We start from the raw sequence: 13,547 nt of genomic DNA, 5'->3' as shown, positions 1-13,547 counted from the left end.
AGCGCAGCGCCCGGGACAGGTCGTTTTGCCTCTGAGGGTGCTTACGCGGCGTCCGAAGGGAATATGCTTCGCAGCAAAGACGCAAGCTCAGTATCTGCAACGAGCGACGCCGCCTCGTCGGGCGAGGCCCAACGAGCCTTCCGGGCACCCTTCTCCCGCCAGTCCAAATGATGCGTCTTGACGCGAAGCCGGTAAACGTCAACGACACATTTGGCCCACGAGTAGAAATGAAGTCGCTTGGTATAGGTGAAAGAACCGATCGGCGTCTTATCGACGTTGCCGGCGACACCGGCCTCTTCGGCGGCCTCTATTGCGGCCATTTCGCTGTCCACCGTGCCCTGTTTGGGCCACCCTCTGGGGATGGTCCACCGACCGCGCCCGCGCGTGGTGATCAAAAGCACCTTCGGGCCTTCCGAAGTCTCAATGACGGGCAACGCCGCGACTTGTTTCAACGGCTCGCTCATCCGTCCCCGTTTGCTTGGGACGCGACCAATAGCGCCTCAACTTTGGACAGAATGTTGTCAACGATGACGGTTACACCCTTGCCATTGGGGTGAATACCATCCTTTTGCATCAGACCCGCATTGAGCGCGGCCCCTTTTAGAAAGAATGGATATAGCAGCACACTATGCCGTGCGGCGAGGTCGGAATAAATCGCACCAAAGGCACTTACATACTCTTTCCCCATGTTACGGGGTGCTTCCATGCCGGCCAGCAGTACCGGCAGCCCTTCGGCCTCAAGCCGCTTAAGGATATCCGACAGCGCCGCTTTGGTCGCTTCCGGCGGCAGGCCTTGCAGAGCATCGTTGCCGCCAAGCTCCAAGATGACCGCGTCGGTGTCGCCCGAAAGGGCCCAATCGAGGCGCCGCAGGGCCGCCGCCGCCGTATCGCCCGACACGCCGGCATTGACCACACGGACCTTGTGGCCGCGTTTGCGCAATGCAGTTTCGAGCTGGGCTGGAAAGGATTGCTCGATGGGCAAGCCGTAGCCCGCCGTCAGACTGTCGCCTAAGACGACGATGACAGTCTCATCCTGGTCAGCGTGAACGGCGGAGGAAACGCCCGCAACGCCTAGCCACAGCGCCCCGAGCACCGCACCTAGAAGGCGAACCCGAACATTCTGGCATTTCATCATTTGGACCTGTTTGCCCCTACTCTATGCGGCTACGGTGCGGTGCCGGCCGAATCGACCCCGCCAATTCCCTGACACAGGCAAGCCCTAGACCAGTTTTCGAACATGGACCAACCCCTGAAACAGCGACGTGCGATAGAGCTTGAAGACGTGCATGTCACGCTTCCATCGCGCGCCGGCGTCGTAGCCATCCTGCGCGGCATCGATCTAGACGTCTCGTTGGGCGAGGCTGTGGCCGTCATCGGCCCCAGCGGTTCGGGCAAATCCACGCTCCTGATGGTCACGGCCGGGCTTGAGCGCGCGACGTCGGGCCGCGTCACGATCGCCAGCACCGACCTCGGCAAGCTCGACGAAGACGGTTTGGCGCGGCTGCGCGCTTCCAAGATCGGAATTGTGTTCCAATCCTTCCACCTGGTCCCGACCATGACGGCCATCGAGAATGTCGCCCTGCCGTCGGAGTTTCTCGGGAAAGACGATGCCATGAAAGTCGCACGCGAGGCGCTAGATGAAGTCGGGCTGTCCCATCGCATTTCGCACTTTCCAGGTCAGCTATCCGGCGGCGAGCAACAACGCGTTGCCATCGCCCGGGCGTTGTCCACGCGGCCAACACTTATTCTCGCCGACGAGCCCACGGGCAACCTCGACCTGACGACCGGCGCACATGTGATGGATCTGCTCTTCGCGCTCAAAGAGCGGACGGACGCGACACTTCTGCTCATCACCCACGATCATGAGCTCGCCACGCGCTGCGACCGGATCGTGAGCGTGGCGGACGGGCGAATCGTGGACGACGGCATCGAAGCCCGAGCAAGCGTCTCGTGACCGCACACACGGCCATCACGGACCCACCTTCGGCCACCCCGGGCTCTTCGCTCGCAATGACGATTGCCTTGCGCGAATTGCGGGCGGGCGCCGGCGGACTCGTGGTCTTCGTCCTCTGCATTGCCCTTGGCGTCGCCGCCGTCGCCGCAATCGGCTCGCTGGCCGCGGCCTTCGACAAGGCGCTTGCCAATCAGGGACGTGTACTGATCGGGGGCGACCTGTCTTTCGAAGTCGTTCACCGCCAGGCGACAAAGGAAGAATCCGCCGCTCTGTACGACCTCGGGCAGGTGTCTCAGTCCGCAAGCTTCCGCGCCATGGCCCGGGGCGAGGACGGCAAGAGCGCGCTTGTCGAAGTGAAGGCCGTGGATGAGGCCTACCCGCTTTACGGGGAGGTAAACGTGATCGAGCCCCTAGGTCTGGGCCCTGCTTGGCGCGAGGACGGCACGGTCTTGGTGCAGCCTATCCTGCTTGAGCGTTTAGGGCTTGAGATCGGCGATACGCTCAAGATCGGCGAAGCCACCACGAAGATCGGCGGCACGCTCGGCCAGCAGCCGGACCGGCTCGCCGACCGCCTGTCCTACGGGCCGAAAGTCCTGATGTCCCGCGACACGCTGGACAAGACCGGCTTGGTGCAGCCGGGCAGCCTCATCCGCTGGATCTACCGCGTAAAGATGCCGAACGACGCTGGTACGGATCGCGACAACCTCACGGACGCACGCAAAGCCATGGAGACGGCGTTTCCGCAAAGCGGCTTTGCAATACGCGATTGGACGGATCCGGCCCCCTCGCTCCGGCGCGACGCGCAGCGCTTCACCCAGTTTATCAATTTCGTCGGACTGACGGCCCTGCTCCTCGGCGGCATCGGGGTCGGCAACGCCATCCAAAGCTACATGGCAAAAAAGCGCGACATCATCGCCACGTTCAAATGCCTCGGCGCCACCAGCCGGCTCGTACTCAATGTCTACATGATCCAGGCGACAATGCTCGCCGGCATTGGCATCGTGATTGGCCTGGCGATCGGCGCGCTCGCGCCGCTCGCCGTCGCAACGCTCTACGAAGACGCCCTGCCATTGCCGCTCGCCATCGAGCCCCATCCGGCGCCGCTCATCGTGGCCGCGCTGGCTGGCCTCCTCACCATGGTGCTGTTCGTGTTGTGGCCCCTGGGCCGTGCCAGCCTCGTGTCGCCCGCGCGGCTCATGCGTTCCGGCCTCACCGACGAGCGCGAGCGCTCGGCCACGCCCTTTGCGATCGGGTCGGCGGTGGCCGGACTTGCACTCTTCGTGCTGGCGATCGCGGCAAGCGAGGAACGGCTTGTGACCGCCGCCATCTCCCTCGGCATTCTTGTAGCGTTCGGGCTGCTGCTGGGATTCGGCGCCTTGGTGCAACGCTATGCCGCCCGGCACCGGCGCACGAAACCGCCCGCGGTGGCGCTCGCCTGGGCGAGCATCGGCGCGCCGGGATCGCTCGCCCGCGCCATCGCCGTCTCGCTGGGGCTCGGCCTTGGCCTCCTGATTGCCGTCGCCCTGATCCATGGCTCGTTGCTGACCGAGATCGAAAGTCATGTGGAGGTCGACGCGCCCGCCTATTACTTCCTCGATGTGGAGCCGGATAGCCTCGCCGCTTTCCAGAAGACAGCCAAGACTGTCGAACCCGACGCCAAAATGGACAACGCGCCGATGCTGCGCGGGCGTATCGTCGAACTGAAAGGCGTGCCCGTTGACAAGGCCGAGGTGTCTCCCGACACGCGCTGGGTCGTCTCCGGCGATCGCGGCCTGACCTATACGGACAGCGTCCCTGGTTCCTCGGAAGTCGAAGAAGGCGAATGGTGGTCCGAGGACTACGATGGACCGCCGCTCGTCTCGTTCGACGGCGAACTCGCACGCGGCCTCGGACTCAAACTCGGGGACATGGTTACGGTCAACATTCTCGGCCGCAACGTGGAAGCCAAGATCGCCTCCATGCGCAAAATCGACTGGGAGTCGCTCGCCATCAATTTCGTGATGGTGTTCTCGCCGAGCACGCTGCAAGGTGCGCCGCATCGGCTCGTCACCACGCTCGAACTGCCGAAGGGCACACCGCCCGAGACCGAAGCCGAGATCGTCCAGTCTCTGGCCGAACGCTTCCCCCTGGTTACGGCCATCAAGATCAGCGACATCGTCGACGCGGCCAGGGCCATGTTGTCCAAGCTCATGGCGGCAATCAGCGCGACCGCAGGCTTCACCTTGCTGATCGGCGCCGCGGTGCTCGCCGGCGCGGTCTCCGCGGGCCAGCAGCGCCGGACCTATCTCGCCGTGCTCTACAAGACCCTGGGCGCTACCAGGCGCCAGATCCTCGGCGCCGAACTCATCGAGTTCGGCCTGCTTGGGTTTGCCACGGCGCTACTTGCCGTGATCATCGCCACGGTCACGGCCTGGGCGCTATGCACCTTCGCCTTCGATATCACCTTCGTCTTCGATCCGTGGGCCGCCATCATGACCATCGCGATCGCGCTGACCCTGGTGCTGTCCGTGGCGGCAATCACCACCTGGCGCGTGCTTTCGGTCAAGGCGGCGCCCTATCTGCGGGCGGAGTAGTCGTGAAATCCGTTGAAGAAAGACGATAATTCGATAGGCGTTTCCGATGGTGCGGACACGATGCCTTCATCTTGCGGAAATAGCCTGAAAACCCCATATTCTCAGTAAATGTGGCCTTTGCCATACGCAACCTGACCAACGGAACAAAGGATTTAAGTTAATGGCGGAACTCGACAGACGTTATGAGCAGACCGTCGGACGCGCCGATGTCGGCGCCATCGACGAGGGGCTGCGCTCCTACATGCTCCGCGTCTACAATTACATGGCGTCCGGCGTGGCCATCACCGGCGTCGTTGCCTATGTGATCTACTCCATGTCGGTCGTGACAGGTGCGGACGGTTCGATCACGGGGCTGACATCGTTCGGCAACCTGATGTATGCCAGCGCCTTCAAGTGGATCGTGATCTTCGCCCCACTGGCGATGGTGTTCTTCTTGTCGTTCAAGATTCAGAGCCTGAGCGTCGGCACGGCCCAGATGCTGTTCTGGCTATTCTCCGCGCTCATGGGGGCGTCGATCTCGTCGATCTTCCTCGTCTATGCGGGTGAGAGCATCGCGCGGGTGTTCTTCATCACCGCCGCCGCATTCGGCGCGCTGTCACTATGGGGCTACACCACGAAGAAGGACATCTCCGGCTGGGGCTCGTTCCTGTTCATGGGCCTGATCGGCATCATCCTCGCATCGCTCGTGAACCTGTTCATCGGCTCGACGGCGCTGCAATTCGCCGTGTCCGTGATCGGCGTACTCGTGTTCGCAGGCCTGACGGCTTACGACACGCAGCAGATTAAGGAGATGTACAGCGTCAACGACGACGGCACCGTGGCCGGCAAGAAGGCCGTGATGGGCGCCCTTCGGCTCTATCTCGACTTTATCAACCTGTTCATGATGCTGCTGCAGCTTTTGGGCGATCGCCGCTAAGCGTAACGCAGCATTTCAGAAGCACGAAAGGCCCCGGCATCCCACCGGGGCCTTTTTCGTTCTTGGACGCGGTCGTCTGGGATTCGGCGGCTCCCGCCTACCCAAGGGTTGAAAAATGGCGGATCGTCTCCAAGTCCGATGTTCGCGGCGAGCATCCCTCTCCGTCGCGAGGTTCCCCCCGTACGGAACCAGAGAAGCCCCGAGTCCCCCCCGTCTCCGGGGCTTCTCTATTGTCTGCTGTTAGAGATTGTCTGCTGACAGTGGTTGCTTGCTGAGATTGACCGCTTGCAGGCGGGGCTAGCCGAGACGCGGCAGCAGCCCCCTTTCAGGCTTTGACGAGCTGCAAACCCTTGTCCAAAGACCGCAAAACGCGCTTCAGGTCGTGTCCGCGCTTGAGGATCAGCCCGGTGGCCGCGACCACGCTGTAGGCGCCTTGGCGGCGCGCCAGCTTGGGAGTTTTCTCGATGCGGTAGAGCGGCATCTCCGAGGAGCGCCGGAAGACCGAAAAAACGGCCTTTTCGCACAAAACGTCGATGGCATAGTCGCGCCACTCGCCGCTCGCGACCTTCCGCCCGTAGACATTAAGAATTTGGCTGAGTTCCGCACGATCGAACGAAATGCCTTCGCGACGCCCTGCCCCCTCAGATCCGTACCGGTCGCCGCCAGCGTCTCGTGCTAGCGGCAAGACTATTGGATCCGTTTCGCTCAAGGCGCGCCTCCTGTGACGGAACCGTCATGATGACTGTGTGGCGGGGGAATTTCAAGCGGCTGACGCGCCGCACCGACACAAGCAGCGCCCCAGGCATGGCTTGTAACAAATCGTAATATAAATCACAGTTCCGCCCCGTTTCAGTCAACGGCGCGCCCCACAAAGCCTTATGATAACTAGCGTTGCCTTATGGCCCGGTTCTCGTTGAGAGGTTTCGGAATCTAAGCCCCCCAGCCCCCCGGGGCCTTTCTTGAGGGCAGGGCCAATGTTTTTAGTGGCACTGCAAAGGGCCGGCGTTTGCCGGTCCTTTGTTTTTTCGGGGCTCGATTCTGTTCCGAAATCGCTTGAGAACGGACATGGCAAACTAGATTTGCGCGCGTGCAAGCATTTCTCACCTCTTTCGCGCTGACCGAGTTCGTCCTTGTGCTGAGCGTGGTCCTAGCGGTTTTCGAATATCGCGGCGCCGAGGATCGGGCCAGCACCTGCCACCTGCAGCATCGACACCAGACAATCGCCGCCGATCCCGTGCAGATCTTTGAGCGGCAGGCGAAGCGACATCGGCTGGCCCTTCCACATGCCGACCGGCATGAGTTCGCGAACGGGATGAGTATAGGTGATGGTTTCGCCGCGATTCTCACCGCGCGTGATCTCCACGGTCTGCTCGTCCTTCGCCACCGCAAGCCACACGGTTGCCTCGCGCATATCGGACTCTGCAGGTGCCGCGGCTATATCGACGACCAGACTATCGCCGTCCGCTCGCATGGTTATGGGCACTTTCACATCCTTGAGCCGCCGCTCGGCGGTGCGAATGGCCATCTCGATGGCCGCTTCGTTGGCGCCGTTCACATGTTTGATGCCGTCAACCACTACTTGCGGCGTGTAGACTTTGCCGTCACCGCGCGAGAGTGCATAGTCGCGCTGCCGTTCGCTGTTCTCGGGGTTCGACAGGGTGTCGTGCCAGCCTAGATAGTTCCAATAGTCCACGGAGAAGGACAGCGTGATCACGCCCGGCTTTTTCCGTAAGGCCTCCAACAGCGCATCGGCCGGCGGACACGACGAGCAGCCCTGGCTGGTGAAGAGCTCCAGGAGAACGGGCGTGTTGCTCTTCTCGGCCGGCTCTCCAGCAAGGCTATAGGAGGGGGCTCCGATACCGACAAGAACGAACGCCAACGCGCCGCAAAAATGCAACAGTGAAGATCTGGAAATGGCAATGGTCATGACACACACCATGCCGGAATCCAGCCTAATTTTCTGGCAAAATCGGATCGCGAACGGTCACAACTCGGTGACCTGAATCCACCGAAATATCGGCAAATCAGGCCCCGAACCGGTGTTGGCCGACGCACCCCATATTAAGCCAGGCCAAGTGCTCTTAGGCGGCTTCTTTCACGAGACCACGCAGCACGTAGTGCAAGATGCCCCCGTTCCGGTAGTAATCCAACTCGTCAAAGGTGTCGATACGGACCTTCAACGGAACGGTCCGCGAGTTACCGCCCGGATAGGTAATGACGGCCTCGACGATCTGGCCCGGCTGTATATCCCCAAGCCCCTTCAGAGTCACGGTTTCGCTGCCCACGAGACCGAGCGTCTCCCAAGACGCATTGTCCGTGAAGGTGAGCGGCAGAACGCCCATGCCGATCAGGTTAGACCGATGGATGCGCTCGAAGCTCATGGTGACGACGGCGCGTACGCCGAGGAGTCGCGTCCCCTTGGCCGCCCAGTCGCGCGACGACCCGGTGCCGTATTCTTTGCCGGCGAAGACCACCAGCGGAACGTGCGCCTCTTTATAGCGCATCGCCGCGTCATACATGGCCAAACGCTCGCCGGATGGGTAATGCACTGTGACACCGCCCTCGACGCCCGGCACCATCTGGTTTTTGATTCGCGTGTTGGCGAACGTGCCGCGCATCATCACCTCGTGATTGCCACGCCGGGACCCGTAGGAATTGAAGTCCGCCTGGGCCACGCTGTTGTCGGTGAGATAGCGGCCAGCGGGGCTGTCCGCCTTGATCGCGCCGGCCGGCGAGATGTGGTCTGTCGTGATCGAATCCAAGAACAGGCCAAGGATGCGCGCGTCCTCGATATCGGTCAGCGCCGCCGGCTCCATAGTCATGTCGGCGAAGTATGGCGGCTCCTGCACATAGGTCGACGTCGTATCCCACTGATAGGTGAGCCCGCCTTCGACAGCGATCGCCTGCCACTCCGGATCGCCCTTGAACACGTCGCCGTAGCGGTCCTTGAACATGGACTTCTTGACGGCCTTGCGCACGAGCTTCGCGACTTCCTTCGTCGATGGCCAGATGTCTCGGAGATAGACCGGCTTGCCGTTCTTGCCCGTGCCCAGCGGCTCGGTGGTGATGTCGGTCATCACCGACCCCGCCAAGGCATAGGCGACAACAAGCGGGGGCGATGCGAGATAGTTCGCCCGCACATCGTTGTTGATCCGGCCTTCGAAATTCCGGTTCCCCGACAGCACCGAGGCAACGGCGAGTCCGTTCTCATGGATCGTGTGCGAAATCTCCTCCGGCAGCGGTCCCGAATTGCCGATGCAGGTGGTGCAGCCATAACCGACCAGGTTAAAGCCAAGCCTGTCGAGATCCTTTTGCAGATCCGCCTGCTCAAGATAATCGGTGACGACCTGCGAGCCCGGCGCCAGCGAGGTCTTGACCCAGGGCTTCACGCTGAGGCCCTTCTCGACCGCATTGCGCGCCAGGACGCCCGCGCCCACCATCACGTAAGGGTTTGAGGTGTTGGTGCAGGAGGTAATGGCGGCAATGACGACGTCGCCATGGCCGAGGTCGTAGTTCTTGCCCTCCACGGGCGCACGTTTGTCCGCCTCGGCGGCCTTGCCGAATTCCTGGTCGAGGACCTTGTTGAAGGCCGTGGCGGCGTTGGTGAGCGCCACACGATCTTGCGGCCGTTTTGGTCCTGCGATGGACGGCACGACGTCCGCGAGATTGAGCGACAGCGTATCGGTGAAGACCGGATCTGGCGTGTCGTCCTTTCGGTACATGCCTTGCGCCTTGGCGTAGGCCTTCACCAGGTCCACGCGCGAGTCCTTGCGCGCAGTCGCCCCAAGATAGGCCAGCGCCTCCTTGTCGATGGGGAAAAAGCCGCACGTCGCGCCGTATTCCGGGGCCATGTTGGCAATCGTCGCCCGGTCCTCCAGCGGCAGATTGCCGAGCCCCGGGCCGAAGAACTCGACGAACTTTCCGACCACGCCCTTCTCGCGTAGCATCTCGACCACGGTGAGAACGAGATCGGTCGCCGTGACGCCTTCTTTCAGCTTGCCCTTGAGTTCGAATCCGATCACTTCGGGAAGGAGCATGGAAATCGGCTGGCCGAGCATCACCGCTTCCGCTTCGATGCCGCCAACGCCCCAGCCGAGCACCGAGAGTCCGTTGACCATGGTGGTGTGGGAGTCCGTCCCCACAAGCGTGTCCGGATAGGCGAACGTCGCGCCGTTCTCTTCCTTCGTCCATACGGTCTGGGCCAGATACTCGAGATTGACCTGGTGGCAGATGCCGGTGCCCGGCGGCACCACGCGAAAATTGTCGAAGGCACCGGCGCCCCAGCGCAGAAACGCGTAGCGCTCGCCGTTGCGTTCGTATTCCTTGTCGACGTTGAATTTGAATGCAGCGCCGGAGCCGAAGGCATCGACCATAACCGAATGGTCGATCACGAGATCGACGGGCGCGAGCGGATTGATCTTCTTGGAGTCGCCGCCGAGTTTGGCGACCGCGTCGCGCATTGCCGCCAGGTCCACCACCGCGGGCACGCCGGTGAAATCCTGCATCAGCACCCGCGCCGGCCGGAAGGCAATCTCGCGGTCGCTGCGCTTGTTCTGCACCCATTCGGCGAGCGCCCGAATGTCGTCCGATGTCACGCTGCGCCCATCTTCATGCCTGAGCAGGTTCTCGAGCAGCACTTTCAAGGAGAACGGCAAGTTGCCGACGCCGGTCAGTCCGGCCTTCTCCGCCACCTTCAGATCGAAATACTCATACTCGTGCTTACCGACCTTCAGAGTGCGCCGGCACTTGAAGCTGTCGAGTGAGGTCAAAACCGCCGATGTCAATGAATTCTCCTTTGCGCGCCCGAACAATGGGCAAGTCCCAGCCAGCAGTTATGATCCCAAACCAATGGCTTGCAAATAAGTAGCCAACGCACCCTGACTTTGGCCAGACCGCAGGACAGGGCGTCCAAAGCACGGTCTTGGGAATCCATTTTCGTAATTATCCCGAGAGGTTGGGGCGTCTTGGTCTTTGGATACACACTTTTGGGCCACTATAAAGACCCTTGCGACGACCAGACAATGACGCGAAGAGACGCGTCTTCCATCCATAAGGCGCATTGACGTGCCGAAACTTTGCGCAGCCTGGCCATAGACCCTTTCATGAGCAGCCCTTTCACCGTCACGCTCGAAACCCGAGGGATTGCCTGCGACCGCGGCGGGCGCCGCCTCTTCGAGGACCTGTCTTTCGCGCTTGCGCCTGGAGACGCGCTCCTGGTTCAGGGTCCGAACGGGACCGGCAAAACCAGCCTCATGCGTCAGATCGCGGGTCTGCTGCCGCTCGCGGCGGGGGAAGTCTCTGTGTCTGGTGCTGAAGCCGACACGCCTGTGGCGGAACTTTGCCACTATGTGGGGCATTTGAACGGGGTGAAGGCCAGCTTGAGCGTCCGGGAGAATCTGACGTTCTGGACCGATTACCTTCGGACAGACGCGAGCGGCGCCGACGTGGACGCAGCACTCGGCGTTTTCGGACTGACGCCTATTGCCGACATCTCAGCGGGATATCTGTCCGCCGGCCAGAAGCGGAAACTGGCGCTCGCGCGTCTGTTTGCCTGCCCGCGCCCAATCTGGCTGCTGGACGAGCCCTCCGTTTCGCTCGACGTCGCATCCGTCGAGCGGCTCCGCCAGGCCATCGAGAGCCATGGGAAGGCCGGCGGGATCGCCATCGTGTCGACTCACGTTCCGCTCGGCGGGGCCTTCACCCATATGCTCGACCTGCACACCGTGGACGCGGCCGAGGAGTCAACACCGTGAAGGCCGCGCTTGCGCTCATCCGCCGCGACATCGCGCTTGCCTTTCGCGAAGGGGGCGCCATCGGCGTTGCGCTCGGCTTTTATCTGGTGGTCATCGCCATCGCCCCCTTTGGCCTTGGTCCTGACCTCAACTTGCTCTCGCGCGTGGCGCCGGGGCTTCTTTGGATTGCGCTGCTCCTTGCGGCGCTGCTTTCGGCCGATCGCATCTTCCACAACGACTACGAGGATGGGTCCCTTGACGTGCTGGCCATGGGCACCTTGCCGCTCGCCGGCGTGGCAGCATCCAAATCGCTTGCCCATTGGATCACCACCTGCGTGCCGCTGGCGCTGCTCGCGCCGGTGCTTGGACTGTTGCTGAACTTTCCCATTCACACGATCCCGCTGCTGGTGCTCGCCATGCTCGTGGGCACACCGGCCGTCAGCTTCATTGCCAGCATCGGCGCCAGCCTCACGCTGGGCTTGCGGCGAAGCGGGCTCTTGGTCGCCCTGCTTGTTCTGCCGCTCTATGTCCCCGTGCTGATTTTCGGGGTCTCCACGATTTCAGCGGCGGTGACGGGACCCGGCTCGCCCTGGCCGCCCTTTCTGATGCTTTGCGCGATCAGCCTGGCCAGCGTAGCACTGGCGCCAATCGCGGCCGCCGCTGCCTTACGCACCGGCTTTCGCTGAAGACGCCCATCCGACCATACTTTGGGCGCCGCATTCAGTTTTTTCTTTACGCTTACGCTTTGCGCTTTTCGGACAGAGTCACTAGATCAGCAACGATGACATTATCTCTGACCAACCTCGCCAACCCGACGCGCTTCTTGAACTTTGCCGGAGCGGTAATTCCCTGGCTCGCCGTGCTCACAGCTATTTTGCTTGGGGTCGGGCTGTATCAGGCTTTTTTTGTCGCGCCGGCCGACTACCAGCAGGGCGAGACGGTCCGCATCATGTACATCCACGTACCCGCCGCCTGGGTCGGGATGGGTTGCTACGTGGTGATCGCCATCGCCGCGCTCGGCACGCTGATCTGGCGCCATCCGCTGGCCGACGTTGCAGCGAAAGCCGCGGCGCCCATCGGAGCCACCTTTACCTTTGTCATCCTGGTCACCGGATCGCTCTGGGGCAAACCCATGTGGGGCACTTATTGGGTCTGGGATGCGCGGCTGACCTCGCTGCTGGTTCTGTTTCTCCTGTATCTCGGTCTGATCGCTTTGTGGCAGGCCATCGAGGAGCCGGGCCGTGCCGGACGTGCTGCCGCGATCCTCGCGCTGGTCGGGGCCGTCAATATCCCCATCATCAAGTTCTCGGTGGATTGGTGGAACACGCTGCATCAGCCGTCGAGCGTATTGCGCGCGGACGGGCCGACCATCGAATCGTCATTGCTGACACCGCTCTTCGTCATGGGTGGCGCATTCCTCGCGCTCTTCGTGCTACTGCACCTCATCGCCATGCGCACCGAAATTCTGCGCCGCCGCGTGCGCGTTCTTCAACAGACCCAAGTCGCCCAGGCGGCACGGGCTTAGCGCCTAGGACCCTTCAATGCTCGGCCTCGGACCTCATGCCAGTTTTATTATCGCCGCTTACGCGGTGGCCTTTGCCGCCTTGGGCGTACTGACCGTCGCGACGCTGGTCGACGACCGCAGACAGCGCCGTCTGCTGGCCGACCTCGAACGGCGTGGCATCACCCGGCGTTCCGCGGCGAAGCCAAGGCCCGCGGCGACGTCAACCGTGACGCGAACCGCCTCCTAATGAAGAGATCTGTATGACCGAACCAGCCGGCCCGAACGGCGGAAAAGAGACCGAGCCGAAGACCGAAGCACCCAAGCGCCGGTTCGGCGTCTTGCTGCCTTTCATCGCTTTCGCGGCCATTGCCGGCCTGTTCTTTCTTGCCCTGAGGGCAGGCGACCCGTCGAACCTGCCCTCGGCGCTGATCGGAAAGCCGGCGCCGCAGTTCGACCTGCCGCCACTGATGGAGGCCGGCGCAAGCACTGACGCAGGTCAGAATGTGACCTCCGCACTGCTCGGCAACGGCACGCCCGCGGTCGTCCATTTCTTTGCATCCTGGTGCGCACCGTGCCGCGAGGAGCATCCGAACGTCATGGCGCTTGCGGAGGAACTGCGTGCGCAGGATCCCAGCATCCCGTTCTACGGCATCAACTACAAGGACGATGCGAGCGCGGCCCGCCGCTTCCTTGGCGGCTATGGCGATCCGTACACGCATATCGGCGTCGACCGCTCGGGGCGGACGGCGATCGATTTCGGCGTGTACGGAGTTCCGGAGACCTACGTGATCTCAGGGGACGGAATGGTCGCGTTCCGGCAGGCCGGACCGCTGACCCAAGAGATCATCGAGGCGAAAATCCTGCCGCT

13 protein-coding genes are annotated in these 13,547 nt (G+C 62.3%); 8 read left to right on the top strand and 5 right to left on the bottom strand.

The window, feature by feature from the left end:
* Positions 1-41: 41 nt before the first annotated feature.
* A complete protein-coding gene (locus WBQ77_RS05990; RefSeq protein ID WP_424043535.1) occupies positions 42-464 on the bottom strand; it encodes an NUDIX hydrolase in 423 nt (140 codons plus the stop codon).
* A complete protein-coding gene (locus WBQ77_RS05985) occupies positions 461-1,135 on the bottom strand; it encodes an arylesterase (protein WP_424043537.1) in 675 nt (224 codons plus the stop codon). The genes WBQ77_RS05990 and WBQ77_RS05985 overlap by 4 nt, the downstream gene beginning before the upstream one ends.
* A gap of 102 nt (positions 1,136-1,237) precedes the next feature.
* Here WBQ77_RS05985 and WBQ77_RS05980 point away from each other — a divergent pair, with 102 nt between their 5' ends.
* The 3 genes from WBQ77_RS05980 (at position 1,238) to WBQ77_RS05970 (ending at position 5,443) form a co-directional block, all read left to right on the top strand.
* Positions 1,238-1,954, top strand: a complete 717-nt coding sequence (locus tag WBQ77_RS05980; protein ID WP_424043538.1) for an ABC transporter ATP-binding protein — start codon at positions 1,238-1,240, stop codon at positions 1,952-1,954.
* The gene (locus WBQ77_RS05975) at positions 1,951-4,527 is read left to right on the top strand and encodes an ABC transporter permease (protein ID WP_424059365.1); all 2,577 of its coding nucleotides are present in this window, start codon (positions 1,951-1,953) and stop codon (positions 4,525-4,527) included. The genes WBQ77_RS05980 and WBQ77_RS05975 overlap by 4 nt, the downstream gene beginning before the upstream one ends.
* 160 nt (positions 4,528-4,687) lie before the next feature.
* Positions 4,688-5,443 (top strand): Bax inhibitor-1/YccA family protein, encoded by a 756-nt coding sequence (locus WBQ77_RS05970; protein WP_424059363.1) that lies wholly within the window; start codon positions 4,688-4,690, stop codon positions 5,441-5,443.
* Between the two features lie 325 nt (positions 5,444-5,768).
* On the opposite strand, the gene WBQ77_RS05965 is transcribed toward WBQ77_RS05970, so the two are convergent.
* From WBQ77_RS05965 to acnA, 3 genes are all read right to left on the bottom strand, one after another.
* On the bottom strand, positions 5,769-6,152 hold the full coding sequence (locus WBQ77_RS05965; protein WP_424041799.1) for a DUF2794 domain-containing protein: 384 nt from the start codon (positions 6,150-6,152) through the stop codon (positions 5,769-5,771).
* Positions 6,153-6,590: 438 nt separating this feature from the next.
* A complete protein-coding gene (locus tag WBQ77_RS05960; protein ID WP_424041801.1) occupies positions 6,591-7,370 on the bottom strand; it encodes a DUF1223 domain-containing protein in 780 nt (259 codons plus the stop codon).
* A gap of 154 nt (positions 7,371-7,524) precedes the next feature.
* Positions 7,525-10,227, bottom strand: coding sequence for an aconitate hydratase AcnA (acnA, locus tag WBQ77_RS05955; protein ID WP_424059361.1), 2,703 nt, complete (start codon positions 10,225-10,227; stop codon positions 7,525-7,527).
* Between the two features lie 318 nt (positions 10,228-10,545).
* On the opposite strand from acnA, the gene ccmA reads away from it, so the two are divergent.
* The 5 genes from ccmA to WBQ77_RS05930 all read left to right on the top strand — a co-directional run.
* Positions 10,546-11,196 (top strand): heme ABC exporter ATP-binding protein CcmA, encoded by a 651-nt coding sequence (gene ccmA / locus WBQ77_RS05950; protein ID WP_424059359.1) that lies wholly within the window; start codon positions 10,546-10,548, stop codon positions 11,194-11,196.
* The gene (gene ccmB / locus WBQ77_RS05945; RefSeq protein ID WP_424041806.1) at positions 11,193-11,861 is read left to right on the top strand and encodes a heme exporter protein CcmB; all 669 of its coding nucleotides are present in this window, start codon (positions 11,193-11,195) and stop codon (positions 11,859-11,861) included. The genes ccmA and ccmB overlap by 4 nt, the downstream gene beginning before the upstream one ends.
* Positions 11,862-11,956: 95 nt before the next feature.
* Positions 11,957-12,700: a heme ABC transporter permease gene (locus WBQ77_RS05940; RefSeq protein ID WP_424041807.1), complete on the top strand. Its 744-nt coding sequence runs from the start codon at positions 11,957-11,959 to the stop codon at positions 12,698-12,700.
* 16 nt (positions 12,701-12,716) lie between these two features.
* Positions 12,717-12,926, top strand: a complete 210-nt coding sequence (ccmD, locus tag WBQ77_RS05935) for a heme exporter protein CcmD (RefSeq protein ID WP_424041808.1) — start codon at positions 12,717-12,719, stop codon at positions 12,924-12,926.
* A 13-nt stretch (positions 12,927-12,939) separates the two neighbouring features.
* The coding region (locus WBQ77_RS05930; protein WP_424059357.1) for a DsbE family thiol:disulfide interchange protein at positions 12,940-13,547 on the top strand (608 nt) is incomplete at its 3' end.

The organism is Methyloceanibacter sp., from assembly GCF_049590335.1.
Taxonomy (GTDB): domain Bacteria; phylum Pseudomonadota; class Alphaproteobacteria; order Rhizobiales; family Methyloligellaceae; genus Methyloceanibacter.
The sequence above is the reverse complement of the archived record's forward strand: the minus strand, read 5'-3'. Positions and strand labels throughout refer to the sequence as shown.